We start from the raw sequence: 17,148 nt of genomic DNA on the forward strand, positions 1-17,148 counted from the left end.
TCTTCACGCGAACCGGCATCCACTTCGCTCGAAAACGCTTTAGATGCCCCTCATGCCCCGCACATCACCGCCCCGCAAGGACAAGAACCGCGTTCCGCGCGTCAAGCGCGAACTCGCCCCCGCCGCGCCCAAGGAGGCCGAGCGGATCGCCAAGGTCGTCGCCCGCGCCGGCCTCGGCTCGCGCCGCGAGATCGAGGAATGGATCGAGGCCGGCCGCGTGGCGGTCAACGGCACGGTGCTGACCACCCCCGCCGTCACCGTCACCGCCGAGGACGCCATCACCGTCGATGGCGCCCCCCTGCCCGAGCGCGAACGCACCCGCCTCTTCATTTACCACAAGCCCAAGGGCGTGGTGACCACCAATCGCGACCCCGAGGGCCGCACCACCCTGTTCGAAATTCTCCCCCAGGGCCTGCCGCGCCTCGTGAGCGTGGGCCGGCTCGACCTGAATTCCGAAGGCCTGCTGCTGCTCACCAACGACGGCGGCCTTGCCCGCGTGCTGGAGCTGCCGGAGACCGGCTGGCTGCGCCGCTACCGGGTGCGCGCCAATGGCGAGGTCAACCAGGCCCAGCTCGACAGCCTGCTCAAGGGCATCACCGTGGACGGGGTGGAGTATGGCCCCATCGAGGCGGAGCTTGACCGGGTGCAGGGCGCCAATGCCTGGATCACCGTGTCCCTGCGCGAGGGCAAGAACCGTGAAATCCGCAACGTCTTCGGCGCCCTGGGCTTGCAGGTGAACCGCCTGATCCGCGTCTCCTACGGCCCGTTCCAGCTGGGCGATGTCCCGGAAGGCGGCATCGAGGAGGTGCGCACCCGCGTGCTCCGCGACCAGATCGGCGCCGACCTCGCCGCCGCCGCAGGGGCGGATTTCACCGGCCTGCTGGTGGAGCGCGAGGTGGAAGAGGTCCCGCCCCGCGTGGCGCTGCGCCCCGCCGGCAAGCGCCAGGCGGCGGCGGAAACCGGCGGTACCCTGAAGGGTCCGGCGCGCCGTTCTTCGCGCCAGGACGAGGATTTCGACGCACCGGTGGAGGATGTCATTCGCCCCACCGGTCCCCGCACGCGCCGGCGCATGAGCGATGAAAATGCCGTGGAGAGCCGTGGCTCGGTGGCCGACCGCAAGGGCCGCACGGTGAAGGTGGAGCGTGTGGTGGCGCCGAAATCGGACGCCCCGGCGCGCGGCGCCCGGACCGGCGCCCGCAGCGGCGACAGGGACGCAGCCGGCGCCCGCCCGTTCCGCCGTGGCCCCGCCGAGGGCAAGGAGCGCTTTTCCGAGCGCGGCCCGGCCCGCCCCGGTTTCCGCGACGATGCCCGCGGCCCCCGCCGCGAGCGCGACGAGCGCGAGGATTTCCGCCGCCGTCCCACCCGGGAGGGAGAGGATCGTCCCCGCCGCCCGCGGCCGGAGAGCGCGGATGGCCCGCCCCGGCGCAGCCGCGACGAGCGCCCGCAGCAGGGCGAGCGGCCGTTCCGCGCCCGCAGCGAACGGCCGGAAGGCCGCACCGGCGAGCAGGACGGCCGGCCCGCCCGCAGCGGCAGCCGCCCCTATGGCGACAAGCCGGCGGGGCGGCCCCGTCCTTATGGTGACAAGCCAGCCGGAGGCGCTGGCCGCGCTTACGGTGATCGGTCATCCGAGGGCGCGGGCCGTGCTTATGGCGACAAGCCGGCGGGCCGCGCCCGTCCCTCCGGTGACAGGCCGACCGGCGGTGCTGGACGCTCCTACGGCGAGCGCTCATCCGAGGGCACTGGCCGTGCCTATGGCGACAAGCCGGCGGGCCGCGCCCGTCCCTCCGGTGACAGGCCGACCGGCGGTGCTGGACGCTCCTACGGCGAACGCTCGTCCGAGGGCGCCGGCCGTGCCTATGGCGACAAGCCGGCGGGGCGCGCCCGTCCCTCCGGTGACCGGCCAACCGGCGGTGCGGGTCGCTCCTACGGCGAACGCTCGTCCGAGGGTACAGGCCGTTCCTATGGCGACAAGCCGGCGGGGCGCACCCGTCCCTCCGGTGACAGGCCGACCGGCGGTGCTGGCCGCTCCTACGGCGAACGCTCGTCCGAAGGCGCCGGCCGTACCTATGGCGACAAGCCGGCGGGGCGTGCCCGTCCCTCCGGTGACAGGCCGACCGGCGGTGCTGGGCGCTCCTATGGCGAGCGCTCCTCCGAGGGCGCGGGCCGTGCTTATGGCGACAAGCCGGCCGGCGCACGCAGCGGCGGGTTCGGCGGCAAGCCGGGGGGCAAGCCAGGCGCCGGTCGTGGCGGCTTCGGTGCCAAGCCGGGCGGGAAGCCGGGCGGCCGACCGAGTGGTGGCAGCAAGGCTGGCGGCAGCAAGCCTTCAGGTCCGCGCGGCAAGCGCTGATCGGCGAGCCAAACAGCCATGCGTATCGTCGGCGGCAGACTGAAGGGGCGGGCGCTGAAGGGGCCCTCCTCCGGCGCCACCCGGCCCACCTCGGACCGGCTGCGCGAGAGCCTCTTCAATGTGCTCGCCCACGCCTATGGCAATCCGTGCGACGGCGCGCGGGTGCTGGACCTGTTCGCCGGCACGGGGGCGCTCGGCATCGAGGCGCTCTCGCGCGGCGCACGCTTTGCCTTGTTCGTCGAGGATGCGACGGAGGCGCGCGGCCTCATCCGCGACAATGTGGAGGCGCTGGGCCTCACCGGCGTCACCAAGGTGTTCCGCCGGGACGCCACCCGCCTCGGCGACATGGGGCCGGGCGAGGCCCACGGCCTCGTCTTCTGCGATCCGCCCTATGGCAAGGGCTTGGCCGAGCAGGCGCTGGCGAGCGCGATTGCAGGCGGATGGCTCGCGCCCGACGCACTGGTGGTGGTGGAGGAGCGCACCAGCCTCTTCACCCTGCCCGAGGGCTTCCGCGAGATCGAGCGCCGCGCCTATGACGAGAGCGAGCTGATCTTCCTGGAACGGGCCTGAAGCCCACCTCGTGGCCGAAGCTCGGGTCTTCGACCGGTGCCGCGCTGGATTGACCGAAGGGCGGTCAATCGAGCCGATTGCCGCGCGAAATCACCGCTCGGCGCGGACGATCACATCCATCAGTTCCTTGACCTTCTGCCGCTGGTCCTCCGCATCGCCGGAGCGGATGGCATGTTCCACGCAATGGGCCACATGATCGCGCAACACCTCCTCCTCCACCCGCTTCAGGGCGGCGCGAACGGCGGACACCTGGGTGATCAGGTCGATGCAGTAGCGGTCCTCCTCCACCATGCGGGAGAGGCCGCGCACCTGGCCCTCGATGCGGCTCAGGCGCTTCAGGACTTGTTCTTTCGTCGGGCTGCGCATGGCTTGTCATATACCCCCTCAGGGTATATTTAACAAGGCAAGATACCCCCAGGGGGTTATGACAGCACCCTGAACATGCGCCAGAGCAAGGCCCCCTCGCGGAAAATGGCCTTCATCTGGCCCCGACACTTCCGGAGCCGCCGCCCATGGCAGATCATGATTCCCACCACGCGGACGGCGCCCACGACGGCGGTCCCGACTGCTGCGGCGGCAAGGCCCCTCCGCCCCTGGATCTCAATGCCCCGCCCAACTCCGCCCCGAAGGCCGCCGCGCTGCCGGAGACGGTGAAGGACCCGGTCTGCGGCATGGACGTGAAGACGGACCCGGAGGCCGCAAAGCCCACCTCGGTCTACAAGGACCAGACCTTTTTCTTCTGCTGCAACGGCTGCAGGACCAAGTTCGAGGCCGAGCCGGAGAAGTACCTCGCCCCGGTGAAGGACCCGGTCTGCGGCATGAGCGTGGAGCCCGGCCGCGCCAAATATTCGGCGCGCCACGACAAGAAGCCCTATTTCTTCTGCTCCTCGTCCTGCGAGACCAAGTTCAAGGCCGATCCCGGCCGCTATGTGGAAGGGGGGGCCAAGGGATTGTCCTCCGCTCCGCCGCCGGAGAAGGTGCCGGAAGGCACCATCTACACCTGCCCCATGGATCCGGAGATCCGCCAGATCGGCCCCGGCATCTGCCCCATCTGCGGCATGGCGCTGGAGCCGGAGATCGTGACCCTCGACGAGGGGCCGAACGCAGAGCTTGCCGACATGACGCGGCGGTTCTGGGTCGGCCTTGCGCTGACCCTTCCCGTCTTCGTGCTGGAGATGGGCCAGCACCTGCTCGGCCTGCACCTTTTGCCGCAGCAGACCTCTAATTACGTGCAGTTCGCTCTGGCGACGCCGGTGGTGCTGTGGGTGGGCAAGCCCTTCTTCGAGCGCGGCTGGCTCTCGCTCAAGTCGCGCCATTTCAACATGTTCACCCTCATCGCGCTGGGCACCGGGGTGGCCTATCTCTATTCGCTGGTGGGCACCTTCGCCCCCGGCCTGTTCCCGCACGATTTCCACGCCCATGAAGGCGGCGTGCCGGTCTATTTCGAGGCCGCCGCCGTCATCACCGTGCTGGTGGCGCTGGGCCAGGTGCTGGAGTTGCGCGCCCGCGAGCGCACCTCCGGTGCCATCAAGGCGCTGCTGTCGCTGGCGCCCAAGACCGCCCTGCGCGTGAAAACCGACGGCACCGACGAAGAGATCGACCTCGGCCTCGTCGCCCCGGGCGACGTGCTGCGGGTGCGCCCCGGCGAGAAAGTGCCGGTGGACGGCGTCGTCGCCGAAGGCCGCGCCGTGCTCGACGAAAGCCTCGTCACCGGCGAGAGCCTGCCCGTGAGCAAGGAAGCCGGCGAGAAGGTCATCGGCGGCACGCTCAATTCCTCAGGCGCCTTCACCCTGCGCGCCGAAAAGGTGGGCCGCGACACGCTGCTCGCCCAGATCGTGCAGATGGTGGCGCAGGCCCAGCGCTCCCGCGCGCCCATCCAGCGGCTGGCGGACCAGGTGTCCGGCTGGTTCGTCCCCCTCGTCCTTGCGGCGGCGCTGGTGGCCTTCGCGGTGTGGATGATGGTGGGACCCGAGCCGCGCCTGACCTTCGCGCTGATGGCGGCGGTCTCCGTGCTCATCATCGCCTGCCCGTGCGCCCTGGGCCTTGCCACACCCATGTCGGTGATGGTGGGGGTCGGCCGCGGCGCCCAGCTCGGCGTGCTGGTGAAGAATGCCGAGGCGCTGGAGCGCATGGAGAAGGTGGACGTGGTGGTGGTGGACAAGACCGGCACCCTCACCCTCGGCAAGCCCAAGGTGGTGGCGGTCGTCTCCCTGCGCGACATCGATGAGGTGGAACTGCTGCGCCTCGCCGCCAGCCTTGAGCGCGCGAGCGAGCATCCCCTCGCCGCCGCCATGGTGCAGGAGGCGAAGGCGCGCGCACTCAAGCTGTCCGAGCCTTCCGGCGTGGAGAGTCCCGCCGGCAAGGGCATCACCGGCACCGTGGACGGCCGCCTCGTGGCGGTGGGCCATGCCGCCTTCATGAACGAGACCGGCGTCGCCACCGACCACCACACCGCCGCCGCCGAGGCCTATCGCCGCGAGGGCGCCACCGCCGTGTTCGTGGCCGTGGACGGCAAGGCGGCCGGCCTCATCGCCATCGCCGATCCGGTGAAGGACACCACCGAGGCGGCCCTGAAGGCGCTCACCCGCGACGGCGTGCGCGTGGTCATGCTCACCGGCGACAATCGCACCACCGCGCTCGCCGTGGCCAAGCGCCTCGGCATCACCGAGGTGGAGGCGGAAGTGCTGCCCGACCACAAGGCCGACGTGGTCCAGCGCCTGCGCGCCGAGGGCCATGTGGTGGCCATGGCCGGCGACGGCGTGAACGACGCCCCAGCCCTTGCGGTGGCGGACGTGGGCATCGCCATGGGCACGGGCACGGACATCGCCATGGAAAGCGCCGGCATCACCCTGTTGAAGGGCGATCTCTCCGGCATCGCCCATGCGCGCGGCCTGTCGCGGGCGACCATGGCCAATATCCGCCGCAACCTGCTGTTCGCCTTCCTCTACAATGCGGCCGGCGTGCCCATCGCCGCGGGCGTGCTCTATCCCTCGATCGGCCTCCTGCTTTCGCCCATGGTGGCGGCGGCGGCCATGGCGCTCTCCTCGGTGAGCGTCATCACCAACGCTTTGCTGCTGCGCGGCTGGCGCCCACGCTGAAGGCAACGAGCGGGCCCGGCGCTCCGGGCCCGAACGGCTTGAGCGATCCCGGGCGGCAAGTGGGCCTTCCCTTTACACCCGCGCCCCGCCCGCCGATCATGGCGCGGGATCACACATGGCTGGCATGTCCGTCCAGATTGCACAGGCGCGTGGCGCACTCCGGGCCTTCGGCTCGGGGTTGCTGGGCCTTGCCCTGCCACCCACCTGCATTGCCTGCGGCGGCATCACCGGCATGGCCGGCGGCCTGTGCGGCCCCTGCTGGGGCAGGCTCGCCTTCATCAGCCGGCCGTTCTGCGAGCGCACCGGCGCGCCGTTCGCCCATGATCCCGGCGGGGCGCGCATCTCGGCGCAGGCGCTGGACGATCCCCCCGCCTTCGACCGCGCCCGCGCCGCCGTGACCTTCAACGACGTCGCCCGCGACCTCGTCCACAAGCTGAAATACGCCGACCGGCTGGACGTCGCCGCCCCCCTCGCCCGGCTGATGGCCCAGGCTGGCGCAGATGTGATCGCTTCCGCCGACCTCATCGTGCCGGTGCCGCTGCATCCGTTCCGCCTGTGGCGCCGCCGCTTCAACCAGGCGGCGCTCCTCGGCCGGCATCTGGCGGCGACCACCTCCATTCCCCAGCGCACCGACGTCCTCGCCCGCCGCCGCTCCACGCCCTCCCAGACCGCGCTGGGCCGGGCCGAACGCCGCGCCAATGTGGCGGGCGCCTTCGTCGCATGCGGCATTGCAGCATCGCATCTCGACGGCCGGCGCGTGTTGCTGGTGGACGACGTCTTCACCACCGGCGCCACACTGGACGCCTGCGCGCGCGTCCTGCGCCGCGCCGGCGCCTCAGGCGTGGATGCCCTGACATTTGCGCGGGTTGTCGATTTCACCTGAAAACCTTAACTATGCTACGACGCTTTCGTGACGGTGCCCCGCCGTCGCTCAACCGATTTGTGACAGCATGAAACCGATCGAAATCTACACCAAGAGCTGGTGCCCCTATTGCCATTCCGCCAAGGAATTGCTGCGCCGCAAAGGCTTGACCTTCACCGAGATCGACGTGACCACCGACAGGGACGGCCAGGACGAGATGACCCGCCGCGCCGGCGGCCGCACCAGCGTGCCGCAGATCTTCATCGGCGAGACCCATGTGGGCGGCTGCGACGACCTCTATGCCCTTGAGGACGCCGGTCGGCTGGACCAGCTGGCCGTCTGAGCTTTTCTTCCGTGGTACGCGGACCCGTGCAAGACTAGAGGGATGCCCCATCTGTCTGGGGATACGCCGGCATCAGGCGCACGCGACGTGCGTATGACGGATCAGGGCGGGTTCAGCATCCAGGAAAGAGCGGGCCTCATGACCTCGGCCGACACATCCGACACCCTCCGCATCGCGCTGGTGCAGCTGCGCAGCGGCCGGGATCCGGCAGCCAATCTCGACGCCGTCTCCGCCTTGGTGCGCGAGGCCGCACGGGACGGGGCGCGCTACGTGCAGACGCCCGAGATCACCAACATCATGGAGCTGGACCGCGAGGTCCTGTTCGAAAAGCTCCGGGAGGAGGCGGCCGACGCAACCCTCGGCGCCCTGCGCCAGCTGGCGCAGGAGTTGGGCATCTTCCTCCACATCGGCTCGCTGGCCCTCAAGGTGTCCGAGAAGAAGGCAGTCAACCGCGCCTTCATGATCGGGCCGGACGGCGAGATCATCGCCCGCTACGATAAGATCCACATGTTCGACGTGGATCTGGGCAATGGCGAGAGCTACCGCGAATCCTCCGCCTATCGCCCCGGCGAGCGGGCGATCCTGGCCAATGTGGGCGCGTTCCGCTTCGGCCTCACCATCTGTTACGACCTGCGCTTCCCCTCCCTCTACCGGGCCCTGGCCGAGGGGGGCGCTAAGGTGCTGACCGTGCCTTCCGCCTTCACCCGCCCCACCGGCGAGGCCCACTGGCACGTGCTGCTGCGGGCCCGGGCCATCGAGAACGGCGCCTATGTGCTCGCCGCCGCACAGGGCGGCAAGCACGAGAACGGGCGGGAGACCTTCGGCCATTCCCTGGTGGTGGACCCCTGGGGCCGGGTCATCGCCGAAGGTGGCACCGACCCCGGCGTGATCTTCGCCGAGATCGACCTGAAGGAAGTCGCCGCCGCCCGCGCGCGCATCCCCTCCCTCTCCAACGGCCGCCGGTTTGAAATCTCCGAGCCCGGCCAGACCATCGGGCACCTCAGCGTGGTGCGGGCCTCGTCATGATCCGCTACACCCTCAATTGCGCCGTAGGCCACCAGTTCGAGAGCTGGTTTCCCTCCTCCGCGAGCTTTGACGCCCAGCAGTCGCGCGGGCTTGTCACCTGCCCCGCCTGCGGCTCGGCGCAGGTCGAGAAGGCAGTGATGGCCCCCTCCGTCGCGCGCACCGACCGCGCGCCCGCTCCGGCGGTGGAGGACGCCGCACCGGCGGTCGGCGCCCCGGCCGCCACGCCCGCGCCTGCACCTGCAGAAGCTCCGGTGCCGGTGATGAGCCGCCCCGACAGCGAACTGCGCGCCCTGCTGCGCGAGTTGCGGGAGCAGATCGTCAAGACGTCCGACTATGTGGGCGACGACTTCGCCGATCTCGCCCGCAAGATGCACGAGGGCGAGATCGAGCACCGCTCCATCTATGGCGAAGCGACGGTGGAGGAGGTCAAGGCCCTGCGCGAGGACGACGTGGAGGTGCTGCCCCTGCCCGTGCTGCCGGAAGACCGCAACTAAGGCGCGTCCTCGTCCAGCGCGCGTGGGTCTTTATCCTTCCCGCTCCGCCACCATGAAATAATTCACCGACAAATCCCCGGTCAGCCGGAAGTCGCCGGAGAGCGGCTCGTAGGCAAGACCCGCCTTTTCCCGCGCGACGAAGCCGGCGGCGGCAAGGGTCGCCTCCAGCTCTTCGGGGGTGATGAACTTCTCCCAGCGATGGGTGCCGGGGGGCAGCCAGCGCAGCACATATTCGGCCCCCACGATGGCGAGGGCAAAACTCTTGGCGGTGCGGTTGAGGGTGGAGAGCACCAGCACGCCGCCGTCCGCCACCAGGCTGGCGGCGGTGCGCACGAACAGGCTCACGTCCGCCACATGCTCCACCACCTCCAGCGCCACCACCACGTCGAAGCGGGCGCCGCGGGATGCCAGTTCCTCGGCCGTGACTGCCTCATAGTCGATGGCGAGGCCGGAGGCGGCCGCATGGGCGCGGGCGATCGCCACATTGCCGGGGGCAGGATCGATGCCGCGCACCTGCCCGCCCATGCGCGCCAGCGGCTCGCTGAGCAGGCCGCCGCCGCAGCCGATGTCGAGGATGGTCAGGCCCTTCAGCGGGCGCAGCGCGCGGGTATCGCGGCCGAAATGGCGCACCAGCACATCGCGCAGGAAGCCGAGCCGCGCCGGGTTCATGGCGTGGAGGGGCGCCATCTTGCCTTTCTCGTCCCACCATTGCGCGCCCAGCGCATCGAAGCGGGCGACCTCGGCCGGATCGACGGTGGCGTTCATCTGCGACATGGGGGGGCTCCTCGGCTAACGCCGTTTCGCCCCCAGCATTAGGCCGGAGGCGTGGAGGGAGCAAGGCGGCGAAGGCAGCAGCGCCGACCCGGCTCAGCCCCGCACCAGGCCGACGATGTCCTTCACCTCGGCCATGGTCTGGTCGGCGATGACGCGGGCACGGTCGGCGCCGTCGATGAGGATGGCGTCGATGGCGGCGGGCTCCGCCATCAGCCGCTGCATCTCGGCACCGATGGGACCGAGCTTCTCCACCGCCAGATCCACCAGCGCCGCCTTGAAGGCGGAGAACTGGGCGGCGCCGTAATCGGCCAGCACCTCGGCCTTGGTGCGGTCGGAGAGCGCGGCGAAGATACCCACGAGATTGTCCGCCTCGGGGCGGGTCTTGAGCCCCTCTTCCTCGGTGGGCAGGGGCTCGGGATCGGTCTTCGCCTTGCGCACCTTGCCGGCGATGGTGTCGCGGTCGTCGGTCAGATTGATGCGGGAGAAATCGGAGGGGTCCGACTTGGACATCTTCTTGGCCCCGTCCCGCAGGCTCATCACCCGCGTGGCAGGTCCGGCGATGAGCGGCTCGGTGAGCGGGAAATAGCCATCCGCGTGGCCGTGCGCGGCGATGGAGGGGGCGAAATCCGTGTTGAATTTCTGCGCGATGTCGCGCGTGAGCTCCAGATGCTGCTTCTGGTCCTCGCCCACCGGCACATGGGTGGCGCGATAGAGCAGGATGTCGGCCGCCATCAAGTCCGGATAGGCGAACAGGCCCACCGAGACGTTCTCGCGATCCTTGCCCGCCTTCTCCTTGAACTGGGTCATGCGGTTGAGCCAGCCCATGCGGGCGACGCAGTTGAAGATCCAGGCGAGTTCCGCGTGGCCCGACACCTGGCTCTGGTTGAACACGATGTGCGCCTTGGGGTCGATGCCGCAGGCGATGAAGGCGGCGGTGACCTCGCGGATGTGGCGCTTCAGCTCCACCGGGTCCTGCCAGACGGTGATGGCGTGGAGATCCACCACGCAATAGATGCACTCGTGGCTCTCCTGCAGCGCCACGAAGCGCTTGATGGCGCCGAGATAATTGCCGAGGTGCAGATTGCCCGTGGGCTGCACGCCGGAAAACACGCGATCCGCGACCGCCGCCATGGCGACCTCCAAAAGAGCGGCGCACCGCTCGTAAAAGCCTTGCGGCGGCAAGGCACGGCGGGGACCTTGGGACGGCGGGAACCTCGGCGCGGCCGCGGCATTTTCCCGGCGCAGCTTTGGCCTTCCCAACCCGCATGGATGAACCCCGGCGGGCCGGCAACGCGACCATGTGCGGGGAGACGATGGGCCGCGTCATGCCATCTGGTGCCGCGCCGCGCAAGGGGCGCGGGAGCGGGGGTGCCTCAGACCCGCGCCAACTTCGGCAGCAATGCCTTGAGCAGCCATGCCGCGCCGCCATAGACCACGCCGCCGCTGCCCACCAGCCCGCCGAGCCGCACGGCGGCCGCGCTCTGGCCCTCCGGTGCCGGCCACAGCGCCGCGAGTACGGCGACGCATCCGCCCATGAGCAGGCTCGCTGCCACAAGCCCCAGGCCCCAGAGCAGGACCGCACGGGAGAAGGCGAGCGCCCCCGCGCGCAACAGCAGCCCGCCCAGGACCAGGATGGAGGCAAAAGCCGATAGTGCCGCCGCGGCCGCCGCGGCCTGCGGGCCAGCGACCAGCCCCAGGGCGAAGGCCGAAAGCAGGCAGACGGCGAGGGAGCCGAGGGCGACGCGCTCGGCCATCTTCACCTGGCCGCAGGTGGAGGCGGTGGCGGACAGGATGCGCTCCAGCCCCTGCGCCGGCAGCGACAAGGCGAGCACGGTCAGAAGCGCGGCTGTAAGGCGAGCATCCTCGGCATCGAAGCTGCCGCGCTGGAACAGGGTGACGACGATGGGGTCGGCCAGGACGGCCAGCCCCGTGGCCGCCGGCAAGGCGAAGGCGAGGGCGGCCAGCATGGCGCGGCCCGAAGCCTCCGGGGCGTCGCCGGCCTGGCCCGAGAGCGCGCTCTTGCGCAGCAGGGCCGGCACCAGCACGGCACCCGCGCTCGCGCCCACGAGGCCGAGGGGCAGGTCCATGAGCCGCTGAGCATAGTTCAGCGCCGCCACCGCGCCGGGGCTCGCCGAGACGGCGGCGGCGATGATGATGAGGCGGAACTGGCTCAGCCCCGCGAACAGGAGCGCCGGCGCGGCGGCGCGGATGACGCCCAGCGCCCTGCGCCACGGCCAGCCGCCCGTCGCGCGCCCGGGCGCCGCCGGGCAGCCCCGCGCGGCAACCATCATGAGGCAAAGCTGGGCGATGCCCGCGACCACGGTGGCGGCAGCGATGGCCACGGCGGCGGTGTCGCTCTCCATCAGCCCGCGCAGGAGCAGGACCGCGATGACGGCGAGCACGGTGAGGTTCGCCACAACCGGTGCCAGGGCCGGCAGCAGCACCCGATAGGCGCCGTTGGCGACGCCCCCATAAATGGCGGCGAGCCCGGCGAACGGCAGGTAGAGCACCGCCACCCGCCCGCACAGCACTGCCACGTCGGCCCGCGCGCCGCCCGGCTCGAAACCCGGCGCCAAAAGGCGGATGACCTGCGGCATGAACAGGGCGGCGAGAAGCGCAAACGCGAGGAGCCCGCCGAACAGCAGCGCCAGCGTCGCCCCTGCGAGCCGGCGGGGGGCGCCCTCCCCCTCGCCCTCAGCATGGGCGAGGGCCGGAATGAAGGCGAGGTTGAAGGCGCCTTCCGAGAGCAGCCGCCGCGCCAGCAGCGGCACGGCGAGCGCCGCCACCAGCCCATCGGCGGCGGGCCCGGCGCCGAGCACCGCGGCGGTGGCCGCATCCCGCACGAAGCCGAGGACGCGGGAGGAGAGCGTCGCCGCCGAGACGATGGAGGTGCGGGCGAGGAGGGACATGGCGCGGTTCTGCCCCGCCCCGCTTGTGCTGTCGATGGCCATCCGGTGTCGCGGGGAATGCTGGGTTGAAGGGCGGAGGTCGCCTCGTTGTCCTGATGCTCCCGCACCCCGACCCTCTCCCGCGGGGGGAGAGGGAGCACCGGCGCCATCGACCACCACGGCCGATGGCGCATCCGCGATTGCTTCGGCCAAGCACGCGCGGCGTTTGAGCCTAGAGCATTTCCCCGTTTCACTGAATCGGGGAAACGCTCTGGGCTATTGAGTTTACGCGTTTTCCTTACGCGAACCGGTATCCACTTCGCTCGAAAACGCTCTAGGTCATTGAGTTTACGCGTTTTCTTTACGCGAACCGGTATCCACTTCGCTCGAAAACGCTCTAATCCACTTGGCATCGGTCGAAGACCGCGCCGGATGGCATAAAAGCACTGGAGGGCTTCCCGATTCAGCGCCCCCTTCCGCGTCCTTCCATCGATGGCCCATGCGGCGCCTTCCATCCACGCCGCCGGCTCAAAAGAAAACGCCCGCTTGCGCGGGCGTTTTCGTCGTTTTGGAGCCAGTCCGTCCGGTCAGGCCTGGGGCTGAGGCTCGATGGAGCCGCCGGCGCCGCCGGGACGCGGGCGCTTGGTGGTGGGAATGGCCGAGCCGCGCGGATTGGAGGGCTCGATCACGCTTTCCCGGTTCGGCGTCTTGCCGTCCAGAAGGTCGATGATCTCGTCGCCCGACAGCGTCTCGTATTCCAACAGGCCGCGCGCCAGGGTCTCGAGGTCCTGCTGGTGCTCGGTCAGGATGCGCTTGGCCTCCTGATGGCCCTCGTCCACAAGGCGGCGCACCTCGCGATCGATGGTCTGGGCGGTGGCCTCGGACACGTTCTGCTGGCGCGACACCGACATGCCGAGGAACACCTCGTCCTGGTTGTCGCCATAGGCCACGGCACCGAGATCCGCCGAGAAGCCCCAGCGCGTCACCATCATCTTGGCGAGGCGGGTGGCCTGCTCGATGTCGGAGGCGGCGCCGGAGGTCACCTTGTCGTGGCCGAAGATCAGCTCTTCCGCCACGCGCCCGCCCATCATGATGGCAAGGCGCGAGGTCATCTGCTCGTAGGACATGGAGAGCTTGTCGCGCTCGGGCAGTTGCATGACCATGCCCAGCGCACGGCCGCGGGGGATGATGGTGGCCTTGTGCACCGGATCGGTGGCCGGCACGTTCAGGGCCACGATGGCATGGCCGCCCTCGTGATAGGCGGTCAACATCTTCTCTTCCTCGGTCATGACGAGGGAGCGGCGTTCCGCGCCCATCATCACCTTGTCCTTGGAATCCTCGAACTCGGCCATGGTGACCATGCGCTTGTTGCGCCGGGCCGCCATCAGCGCCGCCTCGTTGCAGAGGTTGGCGAGGTCCGCGCCGGAGAAGCCGGGGGTGCCGCGGGCGATGGTCTTGAGGTTCACGTCCGGGGCGACCGGGATCTTGCGGGCGTGCACCTTCAGGATCTGCTCGCGGCCCACCACGTCCGGGTTCGGCACGATGACCTGGCGGTCGAAGCGGCCGGGACGCAGCAGCGCGGGGTCGAGCACGTCGGGACGGTTGGTGGCGGCGATGAGGATGATACCCTCGTTCGCCTCGAAGCCATCCATCTCCACCAGCAGCTGGTTGAGGGTCTGCTCGCGCTCGTCATTGCCGCCGCCGAGACCGGCGCCACGGTGGCGACCCACCGCATCGATCTCGTCGATGAAGATGATGCAGGGCGCGTTCTTCTTGGCCTGCTCGAACATGTCGCGCACGCGGCTGGCGCCGACGCCCACGAACATCTCCACGAAGTCCGAGCCGGAGATGGTGAAGAACGGCACGTTGGCCTCGCCGGCGATGGCGCGCGCCAGCAGCGTCTTGCCGGTGCCGGGGGGGCCGACCAGCAACACGCCGCGGGGGATGCGACCGCCGAGGCGCTGGAACTTCTGCGGGTCACGCAGGAAGTCCACGATCTCGGTGAGGTCGCTCTTGGCTTCGTCGATGCCGGCCACGTCATCGAAGGTGACGCGGCCGTGCGCCTCGGTGAGCAGCTTGGCGCGGCTCTTGCCGAAGCCCATGGCCTTGCCGCCCGCACCCTGCATCTGGCGCGACAGGAAGATCCACACGCCGATCAGGGCCAGGAACGGCAGCCAGGAAACGAGCAGGCTCACGAACCACGGCACGTTGTCCGACGGCGCGCGCGCGGTGATCTGCACGCCCTTGCCGTACAGGCGCTGGATCAGCGACGGATCGTTGGGCGCATAGGTCTGGAAGCTGCCGGACCGGTCGGAATAGGTGCCGGTGATGTTCGGCCCCTCGATCACGACTTCGCGCACCTTGCCGGCGTCAACGTCGCTGAGGAGCTGCGAAAAGGAGATCTCGTTCGCGTTCGTGCGCTGCCCCGGGCTGTTGAACAGCGAGAACAGGGCGAGAAGCAGGAGGACGATGATCACCCAAAGGGCGAAATTGCGTAGATTGGCGTTCATAGAACCCTCATGGGGACAGACAGGGCCAGCCCGTTTTGACGCCTTACCATACGGAAGGAATGCTTCCGCACTGGACCGACGTCAGTGGGGCCTCCCGCACCGTCCGATGCCTAATCTAGGAGCGAGGCCCCTTTTTGCCAAGGACGACAGGCCCATCCCCTGGTGAATTCGGTGCGATTGGGCTGGTTTTACGCCGTGGCGGCGCAGTCACGACCTGCAGCGCCGCCCCGCGCAGGCTCACCAGGGCGCCCGCGAGGGTGCGGCGAAAAGGAGCAGAGGGCGCCTGCCCGGCGGCTTTCAGGGCTTCGAACAGGGCTTCGAGCTTGGCCAGTTCCACCGGACCCTCGGTCCCCGCCCTGTGGATCGCACGTCCGAGCAGGCGCAGGGCGATCTCATCCGGCAGGGCCTGGAAGACATCAAGGCTGATGGTATCTGGAAACTCCTCCACGCCGGGAAGGCGGAGGGCGGCCTCGGCCGCATCGGTGGCGGCCTCCAGTGCCTGGTCGGCCCGCGCGACCCGGCGGGCCAGCACGGCGAGACGGCGGGCGTCGAGCCCCTCCCCCGCGAGGACCTGCGCCATGGTACGCAGGCGCGGGCGAGCGTAGCGGAGGTCGCCATTGCTGGGATCGCTCACAAACCCAAGGCCGGCGGCCTCAAGGGTCGCCACCAGCCGCCCCTTGGGCAAGTCGAGGAACGGGCGCAGCAGCGCGAGGCCAAGGCGCGCCGCATCGCTCCGCATGCCGGACAGGCCGGACAGGCCGGAGCCGCGGGCGAGGCGGAACAGCACGGTCTCCGCCTGATCGTCGCGGGTATGGGCAAGCGCGAGGGCGGTGGCCCCGGCCTGCCGCGCAGCCTCGGCCAGCAGGCCGTAGCGCGCCTCCCGCGCCGCCTCCTGGATGCCGTGGGCAGGCTTGGCGCCCTGCCAGACGAGAATGCGGTGGGGCACGCCCAGCCGGGCGGCGAAGGCCCCCACCGCCTCGGCCTCGGCGGCGGCTTCGGCTCTCAGGCCGTGGTCCACCGTGGCGGCGATGAGACCCGGCCCGGCCGCGCGGCCGGCGCGCCAGCGCGCGGCGAGATGAAGCAGGGCGGTGGAATCAGGCCCGCCCGAGACAGCGATCAAAATGCGGGGATGGGACGTGAAGGGGGCGAACAGGGCGTCGAGATCACCGTCATCGATGGGGGCATTCTCCGGGAGATCAATCGCCCCGGTATCCATCGCCGTGCCGCCGCCCGTGGTCATCGGGCCTCAGCAGCCGACGCGCTTCTGTTCCCGCTCCACCGCCTGGCGGATGGAGGAGGCGGCACGGGGATATTTGCGGTCCACCTCCTGCAGCGTGGCGCAGGCGGTCTCCTTCTCGCCGAGGCCGGCGAGGGACTGGCCAAGACGCAGCAACGCCTCCGGCGCCCGGGCCGAGCCGGGATGCTTGGTGGAGACTTCGAGGAAGGAGGCGGCCGCGTCCCCGTAGTTCTGGCGCAGGAACAGGCTCTCCCCGAGCATGAAGGTGGCGTCGGGAATGATGCGGTCGCCAGGCGCGGACTGGATGATCTGGCGGAAGGTCTGCTCGGCACCGGCATAATCCTGCCGCTGGAGCTGGGCCTGGCCCGCATCGTAAAGCTCGCGCACGGAGGCGCCGGGTCCCGGCAGGGCAGCCACCTGGGTCCCGCCGGACGGGGGCCGCCCGCCAGGAACGGCCTCAGCCGGACGCGGCAGGGCGACACTGGCGGGCGAGCCAAGGAGCTGCGGCGCGCCGGGGGCGGCGGGGTCCATATTGGGATCGAAGGCGTCGGACCTTTTGCCGGGCACGCTCGCGGGACGGCCGGAGGGCAGGATTGCCGCCGGAGCGGCAGCGGGCGCCGACACGGCGGCCGGAGCGCGGGCGCCACCGGCGCCTTCCTCCAGGCGGCGCACCTGCGCCTCAAGCTGCTGGTTGCGATACTGCAGCTGCTCCACCTGCCCGGTGAGCTGGCGCAAGGATGATTCGAGCCGCTCCATGCGGCCGACGATCTCGGTTTCGTCGCCGCCCGGGAGGGGCTGGGGCGCCGCGGCCGGGGGCTTGAAGATATTGCCGAACAATCCACCGTCCTGCTGGGCGGCGGCGGGCAGCGCGACGGCGCTCAGGGCGAGGGCGAGAACACCGACCAGCGGCAGGCGCATCATCTTGGGTCCAAGGGCTTGTGGCGGGAGAAGACGCCCGGGATCAGCCTCCCGGGCGTCAAAGAATAGGGGATGGATCGC

Annotated in this window: 14 protein-coding genes; 7 read left to right on the plus strand and 7 right to left on the minus strand. The window is 70.2% G+C overall.

What is annotated here, in order from left to right; genetic code table 11:
- Nucleotides 1-52: 52 nt before the first annotated feature.
- A complete protein-coding gene (locus tag V5F48_RS04820) occupies nucleotides 53-2,347 on the plus strand; it encodes a pseudouridine synthase (RefSeq protein ID WP_394040606.1) in 2,295 nt (764 codons plus the stop codon).
- A gap of 18 nt (nucleotides 2,348-2,365) precedes the next feature.
- The gene (rsmD, locus tag V5F48_RS04825; RefSeq protein WP_394040608.1) at nucleotides 2,366-2,917 is read left to right on the plus strand and encodes a 16S rRNA (guanine(966)-N(2))-methyltransferase RsmD; all 552 of its coding nucleotides are present in this window, start codon (nucleotides 2,366-2,368) and stop codon (nucleotides 2,915-2,917) included.
- Between the two features lie 90 nt (nucleotides 2,918-3,007).
- Here the strand turns inward: rsmD and V5F48_RS04830 are convergent, their stop codons facing one another.
- Nucleotides 3,008-3,283 carry a metal-sensitive transcriptional regulator gene (locus V5F48_RS04830; RefSeq protein ID WP_394040610.1) on the minus strand — a complete coding sequence of 92 codons (276 nt, stop codon included), beginning with the start codon at nucleotides 3,281-3,283 and terminating at the stop codon, nucleotides 3,008-3,010.
- A gap of 146 nt (nucleotides 3,284-3,429) precedes the next feature.
- Between V5F48_RS04830 and V5F48_RS04835 the strand changes: the two genes are divergently transcribed.
- From V5F48_RS04835 to V5F48_RS04855, 5 genes are all read left to right on the plus strand, one after another.
- Nucleotides 3,430-6,015 carry a heavy metal translocating P-type ATPase gene (locus V5F48_RS04835; protein ID WP_394040612.1) on the plus strand — a complete coding sequence of 862 codons (2,586 nt, stop codon included), beginning with the start codon at nucleotides 3,430-3,432 and terminating at the stop codon, nucleotides 6,013-6,015.
- A gap of 115 nt (nucleotides 6,016-6,130) precedes the next feature.
- Nucleotides 6,131-6,898: a ComF family protein gene (locus tag V5F48_RS04840; protein WP_394040614.1), complete on the plus strand. Its 768-nt coding sequence runs from the start codon at nucleotides 6,131-6,133 to the stop codon at nucleotides 6,896-6,898.
- A gap of 67 nt (nucleotides 6,899-6,965) precedes the next feature.
- A complete protein-coding gene (grxC, locus tag V5F48_RS04845) occupies nucleotides 6,966-7,220 on the plus strand; it encodes a glutaredoxin 3 (protein WP_394040616.1) in 255 nt (84 codons plus the stop codon).
- A gap of 138 nt (nucleotides 7,221-7,358) precedes the next feature.
- Nucleotides 7,359-8,246, plus strand: a complete 888-nt coding sequence (locus tag V5F48_RS04850; RefSeq protein WP_394040618.1) for a carbon-nitrogen hydrolase family protein — start codon at nucleotides 7,359-7,361, stop codon at nucleotides 8,244-8,246.
- Entirely contained in the window at nucleotides 8,243-8,740 is a 498-nt protein-coding gene (locus V5F48_RS04855) for a DUF1178 family protein (RefSeq protein ID WP_394040620.1), read from the plus strand. Before V5F48_RS04850 ends, V5F48_RS04855 begins: the two co-directional genes overlap by 4 nt.
- A gap of 30 nt (nucleotides 8,741-8,770) precedes the next feature.
- Here V5F48_RS04855 and ubiG read toward each other — a convergent pair whose 3' ends face one another.
- The 6 genes from ubiG to ybgF all read right to left on the minus strand — a co-directional run bounded on the left by ubiG (nucleotide 8,771) and on the right by ybgF (nucleotide 17,070).
- Complete coding sequence (ubiG, locus tag V5F48_RS04860) at nucleotides 8,771-9,514, minus strand: bifunctional 2-polyprenyl-6-hydroxyphenol methylase/3-demethylubiquinol 3-O-methyltransferase UbiG (protein ID WP_394040622.1); 744 nt, start codon at nucleotides 9,512-9,514, stop codon at nucleotides 8,771-8,773.
- A gap of 93 nt (nucleotides 9,515-9,607) precedes the next feature.
- Nucleotides 9,608-10,645 carry a tryptophan--tRNA ligase gene (gene trpS / locus V5F48_RS04865; RefSeq protein WP_394040624.1) on the minus strand — a complete coding sequence of 346 codons (1,038 nt, stop codon included), beginning with the start codon at nucleotides 10,643-10,645 and terminating at the stop codon, nucleotides 9,608-9,610.
- 242 nt (nucleotides 10,646-10,887) lie between these two features.
- Complete coding sequence (murJ, locus tag V5F48_RS04870) at nucleotides 10,888-12,465, minus strand: murein biosynthesis integral membrane protein MurJ (RefSeq protein ID WP_394040626.1); 1,578 nt, start codon at nucleotides 12,463-12,465, stop codon at nucleotides 10,888-10,890.
- A gap of 524 nt (nucleotides 12,466-12,989) precedes the next feature.
- Nucleotides 12,990-14,912, minus strand: coding sequence for an ATP-dependent zinc metalloprotease FtsH (gene ftsH / locus V5F48_RS04875; protein ID WP_394040628.1), 1,923 nt, complete (start codon nucleotides 14,910-14,912; stop codon nucleotides 12,990-12,992).
- Nucleotides 14,913-15,027: 115 nt separating this feature from the next.
- A complete protein-coding gene (gene tilS / locus V5F48_RS04880; protein ID WP_394040630.1) occupies nucleotides 15,028-16,152 on the minus strand; it encodes a tRNA lysidine(34) synthetase TilS in 1,125 nt (374 codons plus the stop codon).
- Nucleotides 16,153-16,158: 6 nt separating this feature from the next.
- Complete coding sequence (gene ybgF, locus V5F48_RS04885; RefSeq protein WP_394040632.1) at nucleotides 16,159-17,070, minus strand: tol-pal system protein YbgF; 912 nt, start codon at nucleotides 17,068-17,070, stop codon at nucleotides 16,159-16,161.
- Between the last annotated feature and the right edge of the window lie 78 nt (nucleotides 17,071-17,148).

This window comes from Xanthobacter autotrophicus ATCC 700552 (genome assembly GCF_043194565.1).
Taxonomy (GTDB): domain Bacteria; phylum Pseudomonadota; class Alphaproteobacteria; order Rhizobiales; family Xanthobacteraceae; genus Xanthobacter; species Xanthobacter autotrophicus_F.

Excerpts from the sequence above, each read along its gene's own strand:
- V5F48_RS04820 (WP_394040606.1), top strand. The coding sequence starts at position 53 with ATGCCCCGCACATCACCGCCCCGCAAGGACAAGAACCGCGTTCCGCGC.
- V5F48_RS04840 (WP_394040614.1), top strand. The coding sequence starts at position 6,131 with ATGGCTGGCATGTCCGTCCAGATTGCACAGGCGCGTGGCGCACTCCGG.
- murJ (WP_394040626.1), bottom strand. The coding sequence starts at position 12,465 with ATGGCCATCGACAGCACAAGCGGGGCGGGGCAGAACCGCGCCATGTCC.
- V5F48_RS04835 (WP_394040612.1), top strand. The coding sequence starts at position 3,430 with ATGGCAGATCATGATTCCCACCACGCGGACGGCGCCCACGACGGCGGT.
- ftsH (WP_394040628.1), bottom strand. The coding sequence starts at position 14,912 with ATGAACGCCAATCTACGCAATTTCGCCCTTTGGGTGATCATCGTCCTC.
- V5F48_RS04850 (WP_394040618.1), top strand. The coding sequence starts at position 7,359 with ATGACCTCGGCCGACACATCCGACACCCTCCGCATCGCGCTGGTGCAG.
- rsmD (WP_394040608.1), top strand. The coding sequence starts at position 2,366 with ATGCGTATCGTCGGCGGCAGACTGAAGGGGCGGGCGCTGAAGGGGCCC.
- grxC (WP_394040616.1), top strand. The coding sequence starts at position 6,966 with ATGAAACCGATCGAAATCTACACCAAGAGCTGGTGCCCCTATTGCCAT.
- ubiG (WP_394040622.1), bottom strand. The coding sequence starts at position 9,514 with ATGTCGCAGATGAACGCCACCGTCGATCCGGCCGAGGTCGCCCGCTTC.
- ybgF (WP_394040632.1), bottom strand. The coding sequence starts at position 17,070 with ATGATGCGCCTGCCGCTGGTCGGTGTTCTCGCCCTCGCCCTGAGCGCC.
- trpS (WP_394040624.1), bottom strand. The coding sequence starts at position 10,645 with ATGGCGGCGGTCGCGGATCGCGTGTTTTCCGGCGTGCAGCCCACGGGC.
- V5F48_RS04830 (WP_394040610.1), bottom strand. The coding sequence starts at position 3,283 with ATGCGCAGCCCGACGAAAGAACAAGTCCTGAAGCGCCTGAGCCGCATC.
- tilS (WP_394040630.1), bottom strand. The coding sequence starts at position 16,152 with ATGACCACGGGCGGCGGCACGGCGATGGATACCGGGGCGATTGATCTC.
- V5F48_RS04855 (WP_394040620.1), top strand. The coding sequence starts at position 8,243 with ATGATCCGCTACACCCTCAATTGCGCCGTAGGCCACCAGTTCGAGAGC.